This window comes from Nostoc sp., assembly GCF_036919615.1.
GTDB lineage: Bacteria > Cyanobacteriota > Cyanobacteriia > Cyanobacteriales > Nostocaceae > Nostoc.
Window position 1 is genome coordinate 24,412 of sequence record NZ_JBALCN010000009.1, and the last position, 21,792, is coordinate 46,203.

At 41.8% G+C, this 21,792-nt stretch carries 10 protein-coding genes and 4 tRNA genes; 8 read left to right on the forward strand and 6 right to left on the reverse strand.

The genetic code is table 11. The features are described from left to right. Positions 1 to 449: 449 nt before the first annotated feature. The 4 genes from V7K48_RS03330 to V7K48_RS03345 all read right to left on the reverse strand — a co-directional run bounded on the left by V7K48_RS03330 (position 450) and on the right by V7K48_RS03345 (position 12,087). On the reverse strand, positions 450 to 3,506 hold the full coding sequence (locus V7K48_RS03330; protein WP_335069593.1) for a hypothetical protein: 3,057 nt from the start codon (positions 3,504 to 3,506) through the stop codon (positions 450 to 452). Between the two features lie 30 nt (positions 3,507 to 3,536). Then, entirely contained in the window at positions 3,537 to 6,284 is a 2,748-nt protein-coding gene (locus tag V7K48_RS03335) for a tubulin-like doman-containing protein (protein WP_335069595.1), read from the reverse strand. Between the two features lie 20 nt (positions 6,285 to 6,304). Beyond that, positions 6,305 to 8,158 (reverse strand): vWA domain-containing protein, encoded by a 1,854-nt coding sequence (locus V7K48_RS03340; RefSeq protein WP_335069597.1) that lies wholly within the window; start codon positions 8,156 to 8,158, stop codon positions 6,305 to 6,307. A 1,007-nt stretch (positions 8,159 to 9,165) separates the two neighbouring features. Then, on the reverse strand, positions 9,166 to 12,087 hold the full coding sequence (locus V7K48_RS03345; RefSeq protein WP_335069599.1) for a sensor histidine kinase: 2,922 nt from the start codon (positions 12,085 to 12,087) through the stop codon (positions 9,166 to 9,168). A 333-nt stretch (positions 12,088 to 12,420) separates the two neighbouring features. Here V7K48_RS03345 and V7K48_RS03350 point away from each other — a divergent pair, with 333 nt between their 5' ends. Further along, positions 12,421 to 12,636 carry a hypothetical protein gene (locus V7K48_RS03350; protein WP_335069601.1) on the forward strand — a complete coding sequence of 72 codons (216 nt, stop codon included), beginning with the start codon at positions 12,421 to 12,423 and terminating at the stop codon, positions 12,634 to 12,636. A gap of 450 nt (positions 12,637 to 13,086) precedes the next feature. Here the strand turns inward: V7K48_RS03350 and V7K48_RS03355 are convergent, their stop codons facing one another. Further along, positions 13,087 to 13,308: a hypothetical protein gene (locus V7K48_RS03355; protein WP_335069603.1), complete on the reverse strand. Its 222-nt coding sequence runs from the start codon at positions 13,306 to 13,308 to the stop codon at positions 13,087 to 13,089. Positions 13,309 to 13,370: 62 nt separating this feature from the next. Here V7K48_RS03355 and V7K48_RS03360 point away from each other — a divergent pair, with 62 nt between their 5' ends. Further along, positions 13,371 to 14,513, forward strand: coding sequence for a quinone-dependent dihydroorotate dehydrogenase (locus V7K48_RS03360; RefSeq protein ID WP_335069605.1), 1,143 nt, complete (start codon positions 13,371 to 13,373; stop codon positions 14,511 to 14,513). A gap of 25 nt (positions 14,514 to 14,538) precedes the next feature. On the opposite strand, the gene V7K48_RS03365 is transcribed toward V7K48_RS03360, so the two are convergent. After that, positions 14,539 to 15,267 (reverse strand): hypothetical protein, encoded by a 729-nt coding sequence (locus V7K48_RS03365; RefSeq protein WP_335069607.1) that lies wholly within the window; start codon positions 15,265 to 15,267, stop codon positions 14,539 to 14,541. Between the two features lie 412 nt (positions 15,268 to 15,679). Between V7K48_RS03365 and V7K48_RS03370 the strand changes: the two genes are divergently transcribed. The 6 genes from V7K48_RS03370 to V7K48_RS03395 all read left to right on the forward strand — a co-directional run bounded on the left by V7K48_RS03370 (position 15,680) and on the right by V7K48_RS03395 (position 21,684). Continuing rightward, positions 15,680 to 15,813 (forward strand) — tRNA-OTHER (locus V7K48_RS03370). 55 nt (positions 15,814 to 15,868) lie between these two features. After that, positions 15,869 to 15,998 (forward strand) — tRNA-OTHER (locus V7K48_RS03375). A gap of 152 nt (positions 15,999 to 16,150) precedes the next feature. Next, positions 16,151 to 16,277 (forward strand) — tRNA-OTHER (locus tag V7K48_RS03380). A gap of 39 nt (positions 16,278 to 16,316) precedes the next feature. Then, a tRNA-OTHER gene (locus V7K48_RS03385) sits at positions 16,317 to 16,442 on the forward strand. Between the two features lie 37 nt (positions 16,443 to 16,479). Further along, positions 16,480 to 18,081, forward strand: a complete 1,602-nt coding sequence (locus tag V7K48_RS03390; protein WP_335069609.1) for a TROVE domain-containing protein — start codon at positions 16,480 to 16,482, stop codon at positions 18,079 to 18,081. A gap of 1,281 nt (positions 18,082 to 19,362) precedes the next feature. After that, positions 19,363 to 21,684, forward strand: coding sequence for an NB-ARC domain-containing protein (locus V7K48_RS03395; RefSeq protein ID WP_335069611.1), 2,322 nt, complete (start codon positions 19,363 to 19,365; stop codon positions 21,682 to 21,684). The last annotated feature ends 108 nt before the right edge of the window (positions 21,685 to 21,792 follow it).

The following is a 21,792-nucleotide window of genomic DNA, read 5'->3' on the forward strand; positions in this document are numbered from 1 at the left end:
TTATCTTCATCTCTTTAATAACTGCTTTGTGCATAATCGGCTACTTTGAAATTAGCTTGTCACAGGCTGAAAAACTTTTTTGGCTCAATTTGAGTCTTTGAAATCCTGCTCACAAAATCATTTTGCACTCTGCACTCAGGATTTTTGCTGATTAGTACATTTGTCGGGGCGTATTGCAATACGCCTCGATGATCGGATCTTTTTTTAATTTAAGTTCTGCAAAATGGATGGTTTGCATTTCTCGCCAGACCATAAAGCAATACAGTTCAGTTAAGCATTTCTTCCTTCTCTTCCTTTGCGTTCTTTGCGTCCTTAGCGGTTTGTTAAAAAAATTGACTTTGGTAAAAAGTTAAGTCTTAACTGAACCGTTTTTTTAAATTTTATAACGATAAATATGGCCATCCTGCTGGGGATGTCTGTATTCTACCATAAAGAGGGCGATTTAATGCCTAATTCAGAGGGTTATACTCTGAGAGGAGATGATCTAAAAGCTTACCTTCGTAATGATTTAAATATGAAGCTGATGTTCCTAATTCCTGTAATTTATGGTAAACAAAATCACGTTCAAATGTTTCGATACGTTCTTCTAAGTCACCATAGAGTTCCTGAAAGGTGAACTCAGTTGCTAAAGCTAAGGTAATTTGTTCTCGGTCTTTACCAAGTGACCGACCGTTGAATTGATAATCACCTTGAGAATGCTGGGATAGTAGCCCAAGAGCGATCGCTAAAAGCAAGGTTTGATAAGCTAGTTTTAATTCCCTACCAGAACCAATTTCCTCTGGGATTAAATCAGGAATATTCTTGTCTGGCTCAATTTGTTCGCTCTGAGTTCGTTCATAGCAGTCTCGATAAAACTCAATTTGACTGAGAAAATAAGCCGGAAAGCCCAACGAACGGGTCAAAATACACAACCGCTGCTCATCTTCAGTTACCAAGGCGGTTAAAGTGCGACTAAATCGACTGTAAAATGCAAATATTTGTTCCTTATCTTTTGCTCCCACCCAGAGGGTAATCTCTCGTTGAGAAGTTGGGTTTAAGTTAGTATCAATATCCTGAATTCGCACTAACAAGTTAGCGTTATTATAAAGTTGATTTAAACGCAAATTTGCAGTGTTTTCAGTAATTAAATCTGATTGTTTTAATACTTCCCCAATAGATAAATTGCTCAATTGCTCGAACTGCTGGCGAGCAAAAGAGATAAGTTGGTTCTCAAATGCTTCAGCAGAAATTTTCCACGCCTGAGAGCGGCTAATTTGTTCTTTAGTGAATGTCTCAGTTGTTAGTGTGGTAAGGAAACTTTGGTAATAAGCATCAATATCCGCATCGGTAAGAACAGTAAGTCTAATTTCCGATAACTTCGTCGTAGCTTGAGCGCGTTGAGCAACCAAATCATTGTATATCTCAGATAAGTCAGTAAGACTTTGCCGTAAAGTCTCAGCCCTTTGTTTAGCTGTTTTAATCAGATAATTCAATGCCTCGACGCGGAGATTTTGGGCGTATAAATCATACTCCAACTTTAATTGTTCATTATAGTTGCGACGTAATTCTACGATGGTTGCTTTAACAGTGCTTTCTAGTCGTTTAATTTGTTTCTGAGCCTTTTGAATGCGATCGCGAATATTAGTGCTGTACTTGAGCCAAACCATCCCTAAATAAGTCAGAATTGTTACCGCAGTCCAAAGCAGATAACTAACTAAGTTAGCCCAAAAATTTTGCAATAACAGCCATAGTGCTGATTGACTGAAAATTCCTGTCAGAATCAGCAAGCCTAATAAAGCAGTAGCAAGAAAAATAGGATAAATGACTAGATACTGAGAGCGAAATTTGTTTTCTTCTGCTAGCAGTTCACTTAGTTGATCTGTGGCTGTTTCAAGTTGATTTTCAGTGAGAGTTAGGTGATTTTGAGATGAAACGATGGCAGCTGCGGCTTGTTCACGAGCGTGAGCGATCGCCATAAAACGAATTTGTCGAGCTTGTTCAATTTCTGCATTTAACGCTTGGCGATACTCAACAATTACCGTTTCTAGCTGTTTCTGAGTTGTTTGTAGCTCTTGCAGTTGTTCTTCAGACTTTCTTTCAGCTAAAATATCTTGTAATTGTTGCTGCCGCAATTTTAAGGACAGAACTTGGTTGAGCAGCTTTTGAGTGGCTTGTTGATCAATTGTTACCTGCAATCTTGAGTCGAGAAATGCTTCAGCCGCACGCAGTTCTGTAACCAGATTCTGGGATTGATCGCCAATGGCATCCGTTTGCAGTTCCAAATACAAAAAGGTCAATATGTTTAATAGCCTAGCTCCTTCATGCAAGCCTCTAGGTGTAGCATCAGCATAGCGATTAATGGTGCGGTCTAAGAAAGCGGTTAGTGTTGCCTGTAATTGTTTGCAACAATTTTCCAGCGTCCGCTTATAGGAAAGTAGCTCTTTATTTTCAAATTGCCGATAAGCACGCTGCAATTCCATCCCATATTCCTGAGCCTGGCCAGCACGCATCTCAAGGCGCGGATTAAAATCTTGCCAAACTGGTTTGCCGTTGTCTCGTTCTAATTGCAGAAAAGCATTGCTGAAATCTTCGCTGAGGATAAATCCTTTGGCATCTAATAGGCATTTGCGAATTGCCTTTGGAGTGAATTCTGCCTTCGGTAAAAACTGCTCCATCATAATATCGGCAGCTAAGGCAGCACTCAAACGGTTAATAGTTATTTCTCCTGGAAAAAATAGTTCTCCATAGCCAAATGCACTATAGGCAGGTATTTTCCCCCGGACTTTTTGTGTGCCAATTAATAAGCCGTTAGTTTCCAGTTCCACGGTGAGAAAACCTGCCAAAGCATCAGCATAGCTAGGTAAATTATCCTTCAATCCCCCAATTTGCTCGTCCATCAGCCAGCAGTTATCAAAAGGTGCTACTTTTTGAGCGCCTGCAATCACAACTCCAGTGGTCATTTTGTAATCTAACTCTTTCAGGAGCGTGTAAGCAGCGCCGTAATCAGCAGTTGTGGCTTGGGTAAATAACCCTGGCAATAGCAATAAAGCTTCTAAGCTGTAAGGAATATCTGTAAAGTACTTGGAAAATAGCCAACGAATCAAGCGTACTATGTCAAAAACTACTCCCCTAGCAAATTGATTGCTGACTGATAGCATGAGATATATTCGATGGGTGCTGCTGATTTTCACTCCTTGGTGTTTTGCAGCAATCGCTTCTTTTGATTGACTAGCCGTTTTCAATAATTCAATCAGTGCAGTTTGGATCTGGCCAGTCGCTTCGCTGAACTGGGTACGGATTTTGGAGACATAAGCTTGTTTATTATGAGTTTGAGCTAGATCAAAACTCGTGTCAGCAAACTGATCTAACTCGCTACTAAAGCCAAAAGCTTGACCGTCCCAAGTTAAAGTATAAGTTTGAATTAAACAGCTTTCGGCAGCCGGAAATTCTTGTAGTTGCCGTTTAATGGCTGCACAAAAAGCGGCACTGTGAGGATCGAGTGCAAGTAATATAGTTGGTTTTGGCATGGTGACACTCTCTGAGTGCAAACTATGGGGCTAAATAATCACATCTAAATCTTCCAGGTAGGCTTCAATTTCCTGGATTTCCATTTCTACCTGTTCTTTAATTTGGGCATCAACCCTGTCTCCTTTTAAAACCTGATTGAGGTGATTGATGTAGTTTTGCAAAGTAAATTTGGCTTTGTCTTGGTCTTCGTGGGTAATCCGCTCAACTTTGTCAGCAATTTCCTTAACTAGAGGCAAGTTATTTTTAAAAGCTTTGAATGCTGATTTGCGATCGCCTCCCAAAGGCAAAACTCCGCCCTCTAATCTTTTCGCTTGTTCTGTAGAAACAAAATATTTCTTACCGTGATTAACAATTAATTTATATGGTTCAGGTGCCAGCGCTAACGCAAACCAACGCAACGCCCCACCGTCGTCTTCTGGAGGAATTAAATTTGCTAAGTTTGTCCAATTGCGATGCAGGTGCTTAAAGACTTTATTCGGATCTAGGTAAGCTAGTTCCATATCCCTCATTCCGTTGAAGGCAAATAAGGGAACACCAATTTCGACTCGAAACAGCATCACCTTATGGGGTTCGCCTGTCGGTACGAAAGAAGGATTATTATTTCCTTTAGGCAAACGACCAGAAAGAGGCGGATCGCTAAAAATTGTGTTGTTGCTCTCTACTCCGTAGTAATAAAATTCTGTGATTACGTGCTGCTGTTGAACGGGAATTTCCATTTCTTCATACTGCCAAAGAGGAACTGCAAGTTTGCCAAGTTGTTGCAAATCTTGTCCCGCATCTTCGGGATTGCTATCTGCTAAAACCTGCTCAACCGTCATACTGGTGAGAGGATAGTAAGCTTCATTGACAAATTTCAGAATTTCGTTCTTGACATCTTCAGCTTTTTTCTCAGACCAATTCGTTAAACTTTGAGACTGTTCTCGATACCAACGGATAAAATCTTCGCCAGTAACTTTAGGGCGTTTCGATTGAAAATTGATGCGCTGAATGGTGTGAATAAAGGGATTATCGTTACTTCCTTGACGGTTAACCTCGTGATAACTCTGTTCTAAATCTCGATAAACTTTATCTAAGTTGATGTGTAGACGCTGAGACTTTTCCTGGATTTCTTCTACCTTCGCCCGCAACATACCATAGAGTTCAGCTGCTTTATCACACCGCTTCCAATGTAAATAAGTCTTCCACTTTTGGTCAGCCCGTTCTTTGTATCTTTGGCAAGCTGCTTGAATAGTATTTTTATTTGGGAACCAAGTTTCTGCGGCTTCTTTAATCTTTTCTTCTTGTGGTTCTAATTTCAAAGTATTGAAACTGGTTTTCGCTTCTTGCGACTTGTGCTGCACGCTCTGCTGTAATTCATCCAGTTTTTGGGAAAGTTTGCTTAAAAATTGCAAGGCATAAGCTAGTCCATTGGGACGGTTGAGACTCCGCTCCCACCAAGTTGCGATCGCAGTAGTTGTAGTCTGTTGTAAGCGATGAAAACTCAATCCCAGTTCTTGAGCCGTCCGTTGTTCAAATTGATCCAGTTGCCGTTTGTAGAGTTCTTTAATCGTCGCCAAAGCTGTGCGATCATGACGGATTTCGCCAATTCGGAATTCGGGTTTTATTTGTCCGCCGCGATCGCTTTCAGTCAACGCATTCAGAACAGTAGTAGCGTCTGCTAACTTGCAATCTTCTAAAAACCGGGCAATATCGCTTTCTAAATCGATTGTTGCAGTAGATGCCATTAACTCATTCTTCAGCAAGCTTTGAGCATCCTCTAATTTCATCCGCTCGTATTGCTGTACTGGCAGAGTTAGGGTAGCAAAGCCAAAACTACAGTAATTTATATTGCGTCCTCGAACTTTTTCACCATTTGCCAGATAAGCGCGAATGTTATCAGCAACGTTAGCAGCGTCTAAACCGATTTGAGAACCAATTTGGATGTACAAGCCATCTGCAACTAAATTTTGTAAATCGTCTGGACGACCGACTACAGTTCCATTTTTGTTAACCCCGTCAATTAAAAATACAGCATCAAAGGGAGGGCGATCAGCTTTGATTTTTGTGACACCATAATCAATCTCAATGCTATTAGACGGTGACAATCCCCAAAAGTGTTCGATTTCCTTGAGAGCGCCATAGGCATTAGACTTCACCAAGTGAGTTTGGGGAATATTGGCAAACACTCTGGGTAAAACAAATACCCCCGTAATATTAGAAAAATTATTCAGATGTTCTCGTGTCAAAAATGCCACATCTAAGAATGTGCCACTGCCCGTCCCACCTGCCAAACTGCCAACAATAAAAACTTCCACGCCATCACGACTGGAAACTTGATAGTTATCTGAAAATGCTTGTTTACTGGTGCGAATTTCGCGGACAGCATTGATTGCTTGAGAAATTAAACTTTTGATATCGCCTACTCTTGCAAATAAGGCGAGCCGTCCCCGGGCCCGAATCTGTCCAGCACCATTGATTAGGGCGTTTGCTGGAATGTCCCTAGGCCACCATTCAGCGATGTGGTCGTTACGTGTTAGCGGTAGTGGATTTGCGACAGAGATTGCATAAAGTTCATTAGGTTCTAAGAAAACCTTAGTGCCATCGGGTGATTTTTCTCGTTCTTGAATGTTTTCGGTAGTATCAATCGAAATAAAACGAATAACTTCTGGTACTGAGCCGTAAACATCTATGAATCGCTTTTTAAGTTTGAGTACGACTTCATAACCCGTTCCTCCTAACCCGATAACAACGGTAGGACGAAATACAACCGTGGGACGCACAACCGTGGGAGTTAACATTCACTTTCCTGTGATATTATTCAAAAGTTTGTCTGCCCACTGCTTGACTCAGAGGGTCTTTGGTGTTCAATCCAGTTAAATTGCAGCTTAACATTGTCAATTTCGATGATGTCCTCGTCGTAAAGTTCATCTGTATTTATCTTTTTAGTATTGACAAAAATTACACCTTTCAAACACCGCAAATCTATATTCTTTTTGCCTGCCCGCCAAACTGTGACTAACTCGGCATCAGAATTTGTAGCTGCAATAATTGGTATCAAATCACTCAAGCATACTCTCCCCTTCTGTAGGTGAGTGAGACTAATCTCTTCGTCTTGGGATGATTGTGGCAGTGGTTCTAGCACTACCAATGCTCCTTCTAAGCGTTTGCGGGTGCGAAAATCTTCGGCTAATTCCAAGGGGGTTTTGCGTTGAATCAAACAAACTACTATCAGGGTAATTAACAACACCAGTAGCCCTAAGAGCAACCAAATGAGTATTTTTCGTCCCAATGGCATCAAAATATGCAGATGAACTTCCGCACTGACTGGACTAGCAATTGAGTTATCTGGAGTCAGGACCAAGGTGAAGGTGCGTTGGCGTAGCCCGTCGTAGACATCGCCTGCAAAATTGCTATCAGCAACCTGCAATTGCACAGGAATTTTAGTTTCTCCTGGTTGTAAGGATATGCCTGCTGAAGGTTCTGCGATCAAAACGCCTTTGGAATTGCCTTGTAGCTGTAAGCTGGCTGTTCCAGATATATTGGTGCGAACTACCAAATTTTGGATTTCAGTGGTTTTGCCTACCTCTGTTGAGCCAAAATCTATCTTTGTAGGTTGTATTTGTAGTTTCGACTTAATGGTTATAGGTAGGTCAATTGTAATTGGTGTAATCGCTTGGTCTGCGATCGCCAACACCAAGCGCAAGTTACTAGCGCCCCCCTTTGCCTCTGCTGGTATCTGTAAACGCACAGGGATTACTGTTGCTTGATTAGCAACTAACTCGATTGTGCGATCGGGTGGAATTAAACGAATACCACTTTGCTGAGGGTCTTCCAGTTGCAAACTTACCTTAGCATTGACATTACTGATGCCATTAATATTGAGCGGTTCAGTAGTTGTTCCAGGTAATACTGGCTGTAAATTGGTCGTGGGAAAATTGACATCAAGCTTAGGTGTAATCAGCACTGGTCGGATATTTTCAGCCAGCTTGTTGAGTTGAACTCCTCCAGGATCTCGCAATACCTGTCCCTTTCCGCAAAGCGCTGGATTACTAGCAAAGTCATTTAGTTGCTTTTCGTGTTCTTTTAATCCTAAAGACACAAAAAATATATAGGGTTTGCATTGTTGCTCACGTAAAAATTGGGTATTACTAGGAATGAGAACAGGATTAGGAATACCACGCACATCTTCTAATCCATCTGTTAGAAACACTATGCTGACAGTCCGACCAAGAGCATCAGCACGTTTGTTTAACAGGGCGGAATGTTGCAGCGCTTTTTGCACAGCCTTACCTGTATGAGTCCGCACACCCTCAGCCTGAAGTGACCTAATTATTTGCTTGAGTTTACCTCTGTCTGGATTACTGGTAATCTTGATATCATCTGCATTTAAAGTTACATCTTTGTCAAAAGTATAGATAGTAACTGTATCGCCTAATCTGGCAGTGTTAACAAATTCAGTAATAGAATTCTTTACTGGTTCAAAAATATTTTTCGTTCCACCTACACCACGCATGGAAGCAGAAGTATCTACTACTAAAATCCAGTCAATTCCACCTTTAGGAGTAGTCTGAGCAAATGCACCACATAAGTTAGGAATTGATATTAGAGCCAAAACAATGATGCTTCGGACTGAACTAAATTTCAACCAATGCTTAAAGTATCTAAAACTCATTGATAGATTTCTCCAGGCAGATAAATTTTATATTGGTCTTCCTGAAAGCGATAGATGAAAGGTTTAAATTTAATTTGTTTAATGCCTGCCAATATATTGTTGTTCCATCCATATAATTTTCTTTGCAGCAAACTTATAATTAACAAAATTACAGCTATAATTTGATGCACTGATTCCATCTTATTCTCTACAAAATGAAGGTTTAAGCTGGTATTAATTTACCAAAATCAATATACAAATTTACTTGTGTACATTTTTAAATACAATATTAAATTTAAAAGATGTTTTAACTATTCATGCTAAATCCGAAATATTTTAGTGATATTTAGCCAATATACTTTGACCTTTTTATCAAGTTTTTTATTAAAACTTCAATCTCCTGCACAACAATCCTTAAAAGATTACTATCCTTATTCTTTACAACAGTGAACTGTTGGGAAAGCAACGCTAAAGATAAATTGCTAATTTTTCTTGTGTAAATCCCATTAATAGCCGATTTTATAGACAATTTTGCCAATTTTTGGCTGGCTAATTATTTTTTTTGGATTGAAATGTGAATTTAGATTACATTCAAAAGGAATGATGCTTATCAGTGTTTTATCAAGTTACATGTTAACTATTTTTAAAAAGAATGTCACGTTTTTGTGGATATTCAAGTCATTAAAAACTCAAAGCTGACCTCTTGGTGAAGTCAGTAAATATATACAAATTAATTGAGATAATTGCCAAGATAATTTTATATTTCCGTTTAATTAGCCTTGACAGTGACAAGGGTAAATTGTTAATGGTTATAGTTAACTCCCGCAGGCTACCGCCTTCTCTACAAGACGCCAAGGGCAAACGCGCAGCGTCTCATTAGAGAAGGACGCATACTCCTACGGAGAAGTAAGCTATGCGTAGCGTCTCCTTGGCGCAGCCTCTCGTAGAGAAGAGTTGGACGCAAATGAAGAGAAGACAGAAATGCTTAACTCAAGCTCATTTTCAGATACTTGTTTTGAAAAATAGTACTAAGAATCATGACCAACTAACGGCAATAGCAAGCGGCTAACTACGCGATTATCTGGTAATTGATAGAAATTCAACTCTCCTCCCAACTCTTGCATGAGGTTTTGGCAGATCAGCAGATGTAAACCTGGTGGTTGGTCGAGGTTGGAGGGAGCAAGCACATCCTTGGGTGTATTATCATGCAGTTCTGTGAGTAACTGTGGTTCGATCGCACCATTGTATGTAATTGACAGTTCTAGCGATATCTGATGATCAGTTCCTACGCTTGCAGAAGAATGCTTTGCATCTACGTTTTTAGATGCATCTAAACGGCGACACCAAATATCAATTCTGCCGCCGATTTGAGAACGGTTACAGGCAGTAACCAACAATTCATGGATAACTAACTCAATTTTGACAATATCACTAGCGATCGCCATTGCAGATTGAGCACTGGAGGTAGGAACGCCTTTGGCTAATGAAGAATTCTTTGGCGATTGCTCGTCAATCGGTTGTCCCAAACCATGTACACCAATCCACAGCTTTTGTTGTTTGACTAAATTTTCGATGCGTTCAAGCGATCGCTTCAGTAAACTGGCTATGGGCATAGTTTCCAAACTCATGTGTAGCTGCCAATGCTCAAGTTTTAGCATTCCACTCATGGAGGTAACTGTGTGATCTAACTGCCGCAGCAATAGCTGGTAGCGCATCTGAGTCAGTTCATTAACAGGAATACCTAAATCATGTATTTGTTTAAGGGACAGCACCGTTATTCTTTGGATTTCCTCTAAGCGACGATGTTTGTACCAGTTAAGTTGTCGTAATTCCTCTGTTGTGGATTCTAGAAGTCGGGTAATTTGCTTTTGACGACGCCACCAGGCTAATTGAGAAATCAGAGTTGCTGTCGCACTGAGGTTTTGTTCTGACCAGCGACGCTTTTGATAGTCTGCTAACAAGACTACACCTGTGGTTTCATAATCAGCATTGGTACGTAATGCCATCACCAAAATTTGACCTTTATCTGGAGCTTTCAACCATTTCCGGGTTTCTGGGGGTAAATTATCTACCTTCAAAGTCAGGTAACTCTCCGTAGCAAGTGCCCACTGAATTAAGGCTTCAGCCTGGATAGGAATAGATGCATCAGGAATAATCCCAAATTTACTATCATCAATCACTCCAGGGATAATTTCTGCCCAACTTTCACCAGGTGACCAGGATAGCAGTACCGCTAAGGGACAGTCCAAAATTAATGTTATTTGTTCGAGTGCTGCATGTTCTAAATGCTTTTTTTTGACCTCGATTTTGCTGTTCTGGGATTGTGTCAGGATGCGTAGGCATTGCTCAAATGCCTGGGAAGTTTTTTGCTGCTGGGTGGTGCGGTTGTGTAATTGCCACTGACGAACAATCACACCAATCTGCTGACTGACGGCCCACAGCAATTCCTTTTCCAGAGTTGTCCAAGAACGATGGGTTTCGTGAGTGATTACCAAAAGCGCTGCGGGTATATGATCGTGAGTGCATTTACAAATAAGTAGCGATCGCACACCATTCTCTAACAACGAGGGACGCCAGTTAAAAAAACGTAAATCTTCATCTAAGTTCTCAATCTCCACCGCTTGAGTTGAACGTTGCAAAAGCTGCCCATCTAATTCTTTAAGAGTATTCAGGGTAAATGTCAACGGTCGGCGATTATGGGGCTGATTTTGGTAAATAAATTGATAATTATTCTGCTCAGGGTCATACTGCAACAGCAAAAATCGCGTAGCAGCTAGTCGAACTAAAACTCTTTTAGCACAGCTGTGTAAAGTTTCCTGAAGGTCATGTTCGCTATAAATACCTTGGGCAACTTGGCTAGTCAGTTGGGCATCCTCTTGAATCTGTTTGATGGTACTTTCCATGCTTTCGGTAGGTGCAACTAGGGAGATTAAGCCAGCAACACCTTGGACGAAATTTTTATCTGTCTCCGTCCATATCCGAGGTTCATTGCTTTCCACCGCCAGAAAACCTACTAAGTTCTTTTGCCAGATGACAGGAGCTGCCAAGAGCGATCGCACCTTCAGCCGTTGCAGCAATTTTGCCGTAAAATGACTTTTTAAAGAACTGCGTGCATCACCAATCGAGACAATTTGGTTAACCGTCAAAGCATAATAAAAGTCGCTCAACTCCTGCACCGTCATTCCCGCTGCTTGCTGAGTGTTGGAATTGTGATCGATTTTGACCGGCTGATTGCTCGTCCGACACCAAAAGTAGCGCCCCTCCCGCTCAAACCAGTAAACATTTGTTCGGTTGGGGGAGACAAATTTATGAGTTGCTTGCACCGTAGCTTCAAGTCTGTGATTAAAATTAGTCAGGGTGCGTAAATTTTCCAGCAATTCTAATAATGGCTCGTCGGGTCTCTTGGTTTGCTTGTGCTGCAAATCTATCTCATTATGACAAAGTACTGCCCCCAGTTCGCCTAAAACCATCATCAAACGTGCTTTTGCTTCCCCTGTCAGTAGGTAGCCCCAGCGTTCTGAACCTAGTAACAACAAACCCAAGCAGCGGTCTTTATAGCGAATTGGTAAGATAATTGTTCCCTGAATCTGGAATTTTTCGGCAATTTTTCGCCATTCGGCGGCGCGGATTTCGGTTTGTAAATCGGCTACGCCCAAGGGATGTTGTTCAATCACCACTTGCTCTAATAAATCCCCAGGACTGAGAACAACTCTTTGTCGTAAAAAGCTTGTATCATGATCAGGTGTGATGCCTCCTTTGCCGAACAATATATGATTCAGGCGATCGTAAAGAGCAATCCAAATCAGTCTGTAGTCAAACTGTTCCTTAAGATAAGAAATAGTAGTTTCAATCAGAACGTCAACATCTTCTTCTTCCCTAAGGCTCTGGAGGACACGTCCCAAGGAAAGGATCTGCTGTTCGGCGGCTATAGTTTTTTGCGGCTGCCCCATCTGATTTATTGGTTTACATAGCTTGTAATATATAAGATGCCCAGAAAAGCATCCTGAGTAATATTGCCACAGGTGTTTGCTGAAAGTTCTAAGTAACGGGTTAGTTGAGGTTAGATTATAAAGTGTTATGAAAATGGGTGAAACTCCTTCTGATGCTTTAGAGGAGCAAAGACAAGTCTCAGAGGAAAAGCGAGAGTCTGCTGAAGATAACAGGCTTTCACGAGAGGACCAGCGAGAGTTGCTGAAGACACTAGGTTTTCAAAAGAGGAGCAGCGACAGATTGCTGAAGAAATAAGAAATTCTGCCGAAAAAACCCGGCAGATTGCTGAAGAAATGAGAAATTCTGCCGAAGAAACCCGGCAGATTGCTGAAAAAGTGCGGCTAGTTAAAGAAGAAATACGACAAATTAAAGAGGAAGCACGACAAGCTAAAGGGGAAGCACTACAAGCTAAAGAGGAAGCACTACAAGCTAAAGAGGAAGCACGACAAGCTAAAGAGGAAGCACGACAAGCTAAAGACCAATTGCAGCAGTTTACCGAATTCGAGTAGTGTTAAGGGGGGTTATGTACCCAGAAGTACCTAAGACTAATGAACAGAGCGTTCAATCACATACCAGGGGCTGTCTCATGTCATCAGGCTTCAACACTCCTTGTTCAAAGCATAAAACTGAATCCAAGTTGAACGTGCCTAGGATCACAGCAATAAGGATGGGAAGATTTAGATAAACAATTAATCAAGATAATCGTGTTTACTATTTAACTCAGATTAAATAACTTTTGCATGAAGTATCTTTTATAGCCAAGTGGGTAGTTTTCTTGAAAAGCAAATACAGTGTAGCCTTGAGATTCATAAAATTCCTTAGCTTGAAACTCTAATGTCTCAAGATGAACCCTTACACAGTTTTGCTTTTGACCTTCTTTTTCAGCAATTTTTAGGATGTTGCTTGCAATCCATTTGCCGCATAAGTCTTAGTTGTTCAACTAAGACTCTGATATAAAGCTAATCGCAACCGATTTCACCCAGAACTCCACCAACAATCAAGCCTGATTCATCTCGTGCAAAAACTGCTATAGATTGCCATTCCGACAACGGAAAAAATGTTGATTGAACTGGCGAATCATTTGGATGATGGTCATCCGATCCTGCTGAGTTACTTCTTGTTCTACTTGAACTGTAATCATCCTGTTTTTGCTTCTGGGTAAGGTTTTGACCAATACTCATTACCCACTCGTACAGAATTATGGAGTGAATTCTGACTTCTGAGTTATTCTTTATAAAAGCTAATGGATATTTATAAATTTGCCATTCGTCCGCTTTTGTTCGATCTGGTAAAAACTGATTCAGAGTGGTTACAGCAGCAGACGATTCGTAGTTTTAGTTGGCTATCCCAAACAGGCATTCACCAAAGAGCTAGTTGGGTAAACCAAAGCCTAAAGCAGTCCTTATGTCTATACGATTTACGCTTAGAACAAAATTTGTTTGGGCTAAACTTCCCAAATCCCGTAGGGTTAGCAGCTGGCTTCGACAAAGATGGAGTCGCTGCTGGCATTTGGTCTAACCTGGGTTTTGGCTTTGCGGAACTAGGAACTGTAACTTTTCACGCACAGCCAGGAAATCCCCGTCCCCGTTTGTTTCGCTTGCCGTTGGACAAAGCGGCTCTCAATCGGATGGGCTTTAATAATAGCGGTGCAGCGGCAATGGCGGCACGTTTGGGACAGAAAAAACAGGATAACGTCCAGTCAATACCTATAGGGATAAATTTGGGTAAATCGAAGGTAACTCCCTTAGAAGCAGCCGCACAGGATTATCTCGATAGTTTTCGCTTACTCAAGGATTTGGGAGACTATTTTGTTGTTAATGTCTCTTCTCCCAATACACCAGGGTTACGATCGCTCCAAGATGCTTCTATGCTCAGTGTGATCTTGGATTTATTGCAACAGGAAAACATTACACAAAAGCCAATTTTTGTCAAGATAGCGCCAGATTTGGATTGGGTGGCGATCGCTGACATTATAACTCTTGCTAAAACCTACCAACTGGCGGGAATTATTGCCACTAACACCACCATCCACCGTGATGGACTAAAAACTCAGGTGATTGAACAAACGGGCAAATCACCCCAGGATGAAGCTGGCGGAATTAGCGGTGAACCATTGCGCGATCGCTCCACTGAGGTAATTCGTTTTATTTGGCAGCAAACCCAAGGACAAATTCCGATTATTGGCGTTGGTGGCATCTTTTCTCCTGAAGATGCTTGGGAGAAAATTACTGCTGGTGCTAGCCTGATCCAGGTTTATACAGGCTGGATTTACGAAGGCCCACTGATGGTACGCCGGATTCTTTTAGGTTTGCTTACCAAGTTAGAACAAAGCGGATTAAATTCCATCAACGAAGCTGTGGGTTTACAATTCAAAAATCAAAAATAATTAATATTTTTGATTTTTGAATTGTTTAACCTTCTTCCTCTAGTGGGAAAAACTCCTTAGTTTTTTCCGAGTATGACCAGGCAATACCATCAGGGTCTCTGCTGCGACTCCAGTCAGGAAACTCTGGATCATTTCGCCGTTTATAAACCGTACTGGAGTAGACATTTAGCCGTTTGGCAAGTTCAGATTGGATCAGAGAGCCAAAAACTAACTGTTTTTCCAGCGATCGTTTAGCGTCCTCATGGTTTAGCTGTGGGAGTGATTCGGTTTCTAGTTCTTCCTCCTGTGGCGTTGGTGGTGGTGGTACTAAAAGCGATCGCGCAGTTTTAGTAACTGGTTGAGCAGGAAGTTCTTTGACAGGCTCACTACTGTCAAGAATATTGCCGAGAATGCTGGCAGTTATAAAGTAATAAGACTGCCCTGCATCTTCAGAGTTCACTATACTTGCACCAAATTCCGAGGCTTTATCATCCAAGTAGCGTTTTGCTGTTGTTCCAGGAAAATTGCCCTTGATTGCCAAGTCCATTGGCGTAAGTCTGCCCTGATTTTCGCGAACCAACTGATGAAAAATTGGGTTAACTCGTACAGTCCACTGTTGCCATTGATATTCCTGCCAAAGCTTGAAGCCAATTACCAGCAAAATTACCGCCAGTAAAATTCTCCAGGTAGTAACCAGAAAAATAATCAAAAACGAGATGGGCAAAAGTAGAACGAGAAAAGCCTTGCCGTAACTTTCTATGGGTTTTTCACTCATGCCGATTTTTGCCAAGTGAATTTTAGGAAATAATACTATTATCTTGGCAAAAATTGGGACAATTTTTTGTATCTTTTGGCAACGTCGCAGCAAATTTGCCGGCAAAACATCGGCAAAACCTTTGTTTAGTGGGTGTTATACCCTTATCACTCTTCTGCTTATCTTCAATTAGTTAGCGATCGGGCAGAAGTTTTTTTAAGAGAGAAAATAAGAGGGTTTTGACAAGAGCGATCGCAATCCAGTGTGGATAATATTCCCCCAAAATTCTGAATAGCAGATCGCTTGTGCCACTCAGACTTCTCTTTCCAAAGCAATAATTCTCGCATTAGCTTGCCAGCCCCTTGACAATAGATAATACATATACTACATTGATAATACAAGTCAACTTTCATTAGGGAGTTAGCTTTCACCAGTAGTGGATAGCTCAAATGGCAGAGCGCCCACCTTGCCCGGAAGGGCCGACATTTCGAGGGTTATCGCATATAACTAAAAAACCCTTGATCAAACTTCTGGAGGTGCAGGTAAAAATCCTGTTCCGCTACACCAAACTAATTTCAGATAATGGAATTGAATCTAAAATTTAAAATCGAAAATTTTTCATGTGGTGGGTAGCTCAGTGGTTAGAGCGCCTAAATATCCTTATTCACCCCTTGCCTGAAAAGGCCGACGAATTGAGGGTTATCGCCTGCCAAGCGGGAGGTGGCGGGTTCGATTCCCGCTCCACTACACCAATTAATTTTAGATTTTAGATTTTGGACTTTCCTGCGGAACGCTACGCGAACGGCAACTCTTAGAGACGCTTCGCGTAGCTTGCTTCTCCGTAGGAGTACGCTCAGTCGAACGATTTTGGATTGAATTTAAAATCTAAAATCCAAAATTTTATGTGGCGGGTAGCTCAGTGGTAGAGCGCTAAACATCCTTCTTCACCCCTTGCCTGAAAAGGCCGACGAATTAGGGTTATCGAATAGGGTTCGAGAGGTCGCGGGTTCAAATCTCGCTCCGCTACACCAATTAATTTTAGATTAAATCCAAAATCCAAAATTTTCATGTGGCAGGTAGCTCAGTTGGTAGAGCGCCGAAAAACATCCTTCTTCACACCTTGCCTGAAAAGGCCGACGAATTAGGGTTATCGCCTCTTAAGCCGGATGTCGCAGGTTCAAATCCTGCTCTGCCACCTTTCATTTTTGCCCGCAAGGGCCGGGAGATGAAACGATGAATTACAATTTTTTCACTAACAAAAAAACTACTACACCCCAAAATCAGCCTATCCCCGGACAGGAAGCAGAAATGGTTCAGGGACGTTCCGGCGGTTGGATGTTTAATGCTGGCATTTGGAAGATGCTACGCCGTTGTCTGTTGGTTGGCACAGCAAAAAGCACTTACTACGCTGGTAAACAGGAATTAACTGAGGATTTTGTGACAGTTGTCAGACAAGCTGTTGCCGAAAATCCCAGCCGTGTAGCAGAAGAAATTTTGTATGCTAGCGATGGACGCGCCATCAATAACAGTGCGCCTATCTTAGCTTTGGTGCTGCTGTCGATGGGTGAAGCACCACAAGCAAAACAGGCGTTTGGTGAAATCTTCCCGCAAGTTGTCCGCACTGGTAGCCACTTCTACGAATGGTTGAACTACACCAAATCTCTGCGGGGATTTGGCAAGGTGGTGCGCGAAGCTGGTAAAACTTGGCTCTCACGGGAAGATGTCAAGGGTTTAGCTTATCAACTGTTGAAATATCAACAGCGTCAAGGCTTCTCCCACCGAGATGCGTTGCGGTTGTTCCATGTCAAACCGCCTACAGAAAATCACCGTCAACTATTTGAGTGGGTAGTTAGAGGCTGGGAAGAATTGCCAGCAGACATTCCCTCAGAGGCGTTGGCGCAGATTTGGTGGTATGAGTGGCTCAAGCGAAATCCTACCCAAACCCATGAAGCTATTTCCCAAGGACGCCTAACTCACGAAATGGCTGCACCTGTGGGCAAAATGGACAAGCTTGCTTGGCAGCTGCTATTTCAGGAAATGCCAATAGGTGCAATGTTGCGTAACTTGGGTTCTTTAACTGAACTGGGCGTATTGCGAGCTGATGAAAGCGCAAATTTGCTGCAAGTGGAAACAGTTCTTAATCGTAGAGAACATCTGCGTAAAGGTCGCATCCATCCGATTGATGTTTTGAAAGCACTGAAAACTTATCAATCTGGTGGAACATTAGGACGCAGTAAAAAGACTTGGAACCCAGTTCCTCGGATTGTGGACATTTTAGAAAAGGCGGTTGAACTATCTTTTGATGTTGTGAAACCCACAGGTAAAGTCTTCATGCACGCCGTAGACGTTTCTGGTTCTATGGGTAGCTTGGTTGCAGATATGGGACTAAGTTGTTGTGAAATTGCCACTACAATGGCACTGGTAACAGCAAAAGCAGAGAAAAACTACATGATTCGCGGCTTTGCTACGGAATTCCGTGAATTAGGTATCACCGCCAAAGATAGTTTTAGTTCTGCGGTTCGCAAAGCTAGCAACCAAAACTTTGGTGGAACAGATGCATCTGTGGCTTACGACTGGATGATTAAGAATAAGTTCAAGGCGGATGTAGTCTGCTTTTGGACTGACTCAGAAAGCTGGGCTGGAAATAAGCATCCAAGTCAAGCGCTGAAGGAATACCGGAAAAAGGTAAATCCCAACGTCAAGGCGGTGTATGTCAGCTTGACACCTTACCAGATTACTTTGGTAGATCCTGAAGATTCGCTGTCTTGGGATTTGGCAGGGTTCGACCCAGGTACGCCTCGGATCATCCAGATGCTGGCTACGGATGAGTTGTAGATATTGCTGAAGGGTAAAGGATGAACACTTTATCCTTCATGCTTCATGGCGGGTTATCCCTGTTCGCAACTTGCCTTTCGGGGCCGAAGAATTTAGGGTTATCGGTTATGTCTCCACCATTGTGGGGATTAGCGGGTTCAAACCCCGCACCCGCCCTAACGGGACTTAAACATTTTTGAGGGACAAACAAGCCTCAAACCCATACAGGGTAAGGGGAATACACCAAATACTCAAAAATGGCCCAAACCCAGATATATCAATCAACTAAGCAAAACGATGTCAAAATCTTTCTGTATATAGATTTAAGGCTCTTTTTTGGGTGTTTTTGTCTAAGTCCCACTAATTAATTTTGATTTAAGTTATGGCAAAGGTGCGCTCGCCTTTAGAGTAAGTGCGCGTCTCACAGAAAGCCAGAAACATTAATTATTGCCTAAAGTCTATATATGCAAGGGTTTCAGAATATTCGCTGGAGAGAGTAACGAAATAACACTAACTTTTGGTCATGAACGTCAGTTATTGTTTAAGTAATCAACTATGTTAACGAAATTATCATGCAAAAATTTGTCTGAACTGCCTATCATATAAGCTTTATAGCCAAAAAATAATAGTGAAATATAGTTAAAATTTTGTTACTATTTTGTTAGTTAAAATGTTATATTTACAAGTATTTCTGCAATATCATGATAAATCATGATATTGTAATGGTAGGTATAATTATATTTAAAAACTCTTGACTCGCTGTTAATGTTCATTGTATCGTTGACATAACAGCAAAGACCCCCAGTGCTTTAGTTGGCCCTGGGGGTCTTCTGCTCTCTAATCCTTGGGAACGTTTGCAGACGCTCACCAGGAATATTCTTTATTTACAGCAGATCAAGGACTGCTTACTTTAGTATGTCACAAAACTCAAATCATAACAAGAACTCTGAGTCAGGGGTTACTTTTACTTTTCGTCTATCAGAGACGTTGTTTGCTGTTATTTTGACAGCGGGGGTTTCATTTGGAGGTGGATTCACTGTTGCGAATAGCCAGCAATCAACTGTAAGTTGCTCTGTTCAAAATCAATCTAATCCATAGAAAAAGTACAATTATAGACTAGATGCTTATTGCGGAGTATTAGCAACACTCTGCAATAAGTATTAGGTAAAACATCAACAACTTTTACCCCATGATGTTTTTGGAATTTTTTTCATAATAAACAATGTTAACTTAGTGTCAAATTTTTATTATTTAAAACACTAATAATTTCAAATCTATCACTTCTTGATAGAATAATATTTTATGTCAGGTCAGTCAGAAGGTTGGAATTTACCTAAAAGTTGGAATCGCAAGATTTTGCAGGACTGGGAGATAGATCGATTACTGACTGACTTAGAGGCTACGCTTCAAAAACGTTACAGACAAAGTACCAGGAAAGACCTATTACTTGGCTTACTATGTGGATATAGCTTGACCAAGATCAGTCAGGACTTGTACAGGGATAACGCTAGTGTAAGAGTAGGATTGAGCAATATCTATCGAGATATTGAAAGTTTGACAGGAGAACCAGACAACAGCGTCAGGTCAAGCAACCTTATTTACATTCTAGAGAGACATGGGTATCGCAGAGGTGTTGCTGCATCTCCTACCAATAGCCGCTCTATCCCCCACAATCTGCCATCACCAACCTACACAGAATTTATTGGTCGGGAAGCGGATATGAACAAGCTACTGGAACGCCTTTCGCCGGATCATGGTGCTCATATGATTACGGTGCATGGTATTGGTGGCGTAGGTAAAACGGCGCTGGTGTTAGAAACTGCTTACTTGTGCTTAAAAGCCAGTTCTGAAAACCTTGCTGGTACACCCAGATTTGATGCGGTTATTTTCACTTCAGCCAAACAACAAGAACTCATCCCCGATAGTATTTTACGGCGGCAACAGGGACAGCGTAACCTGCGCGATATCTTTCGGGAAATTGCCAATGCCTTAGACGACCCTACGATTATTCAATCTCCTCCCCATGACCAATTTGATCGTGTACGCCAAAGTCTCTCAAAACAGAGAACACTGTTGATTGTGGACAATATGGAGACTATAGAGGACAGGGATCAGGTTATTGAGTTTTTATATAATCTACCTATTTGCGTAAAAGTAGTAATTACTACCCGTGAGCAAATTGCCTTGCTGCCAATCCGTCTGCGAAATTTACCTCCTGATGATGGTTTGCAGTTGATTCGACAACAAGCTGAAGAAAAAGCTATAACCATCAACGATGAGGACTCTAAGCAACTCTATGATCGCACTGGCGGAATCCCTCTTGCGATCGTCTATGCGATCGGTCAAGTATCTAGTGGTTACTCCCTAGACTCAGTATTGGAGCGGTTAGCCTCTGCTACAGGTGATGTGGCTCGTTTTTGCTTTGAGCAATCAGTGCAAGGAATGAAGGGACAACCACCCCACAAGTTACTGATGTCACTGGCGATTTTTCCTGACTCTCCCATACTCGCCGCTGTCGCTGAGGTTGCTGGACTAACAGCCGCTCCTGATGGTGTAAATAATGGCTTGGCACGTTTGCAGCAACTTTCCTTGGTGAATCTCAACACAGAAACTAAGCGGTTTGATATGCTCTCTTTGACTCGTGAGTACGCCTTAGCAGAATTAGCAGCTGACCCAGATTTTGAGAGGGAAGCACGGAGGCGCTGGGTGAGATGGTATCTGAATTTTGCCCACAGTTATGCTGGAGAAGATTCGGAAAAGTGGATACATTACAACAAGCTAGAGGAAGAGCAGGGAAATCTGCGGGCAGTACTTTATTGGTGTAAAGACCAAGACTGCTATGAAGCGGTTAGAGATTTATGGCTACTATTGAATCATTACGTAAATCTCTACGCATATTGGGACGATCGCCTCGATTGGTTGCAATGGCTCATAGAACAATCAGAACGACGTGGTGAATGGTCATCTTTGGTGAAATTCATGATCCGCAAAACCTGGCTGCTAATTTGGGAGTGTTCACCCCAAAGTCTGAAAGAAGCAGGCGAAATATTGCAGCGAGCCTGGTTTTTAGGTGACCATGCAGATTTATGTGTTCAAGCTGACTTAGCCGAAAGTATGGCGAGGCTGCAAATTAGACAGGAGGATTATAAAGATGCACGCCACTGGTTGACGGTAGAAGAAAAATTGGTGATCGAGGCTAATCTAGAGGAGCGACAGCACATCCGCTATTTTATTCCCGTTCTTTACCATGAGGCTGAAATCTTTTATTTAGAAGGTGAATATCTTTTGGCAAAGAAGCTCTTTCAAGAGGTGATGAAAAGTGCAGAAAAAATTAATTGGCATCGAGTAATAAATTCTGCTCAAAATTGGCTAGCTGATATTGCAATAGAACAAAGCGATCGCGATGAAGCTCAAAAGTTATTAATTCAAGGCTTAACTGTCGCCGAAAGCAGCAAAAATAAGCGGCGTTTGGCTCGCTATCAACGTTCTCTTGCTCGTTGGGAGAAAAAGTGGGGAAGTGCAGAGAAAGCCCGCCAATTCTCAACTAAGGCTATCAATAGTTTTAAGCACTTGGGAATGACACGGGATGCGGAAAAGATGCAAACTTTATTTGATTTGCCATAATCATACGTAAACAACGCATCTCTAGTTTTTCTACAGGATGGCTGCTACCCAGAAGTGCGATCGCCTACCCGTCCAAACTAGGCGATGGGCTACGCCCCGCTGGAAGCG

What these genes read in the sequence shown, in the direction of transcription:
- V7K48_RS03330 (WP_335069593.1), bottom strand. Translation starts at nt 3,506, where the DNA reads ATGCCAAAACCAACTATATTACTTGCACTCGATCCTCACAGTGCCGCT.
- V7K48_RS03335 (WP_335069595.1), bottom strand. Translation starts at nt 6,284, where the DNA reads ATGTTAACTCCCACGGTTGTGCGTCCCACGGTTGTATTTCGTCCTACC.
- V7K48_RS03340 (WP_335069597.1), bottom strand. Translation starts at nt 8,158, where the DNA reads ATGAGTTTTAGATACTTTAAGCATTGGTTGAAATTTAGTTCAGTCCGA.
- V7K48_RS03345 (WP_335069599.1), bottom strand. Translation starts at nt 12,087, where the DNA reads ATGGGGCAGCCGCAAAAAACTATAGCCGCCGAACAGCAGATCCTTTCC.
- V7K48_RS03350 (WP_335069601.1), top strand. Translation starts at nt 12,421, where the DNA reads ATGAGAAATTCTGCCGAAGAAACCCGGCAGATTGCTGAAAAAGTGCGG.
- V7K48_RS03355 (WP_335069603.1), bottom strand. Translation starts at nt 13,308, where the DNA reads ATGAGTATTGGTCAAAACCTTACCCAGAAGCAAAAACAGGATGATTAC.
- V7K48_RS03360 (WP_335069605.1), top strand. Translation starts at nt 13,371, where the DNA reads ATGGATATTTATAAATTTGCCATTCGTCCGCTTTTGTTCGATCTGGTA.
- V7K48_RS03365 (WP_335069607.1), bottom strand. Translation starts at nt 15,267, where the DNA reads ATGAGTGAAAAACCCATAGAAAGTTACGGCAAGGCTTTTCTCGTTCTA.
- V7K48_RS03390 (WP_335069609.1), top strand. Translation starts at nt 16,480, where the DNA reads ATGAATTACAATTTTTTCACTAACAAAAAAACTACTACACCCCAAAAT.
- V7K48_RS03395 (WP_335069611.1), top strand. Translation starts at nt 19,363, where the DNA reads ATGTCAGGTCAGTCAGAAGGTTGGAATTTACCTAAAAGTTGGAATCGC.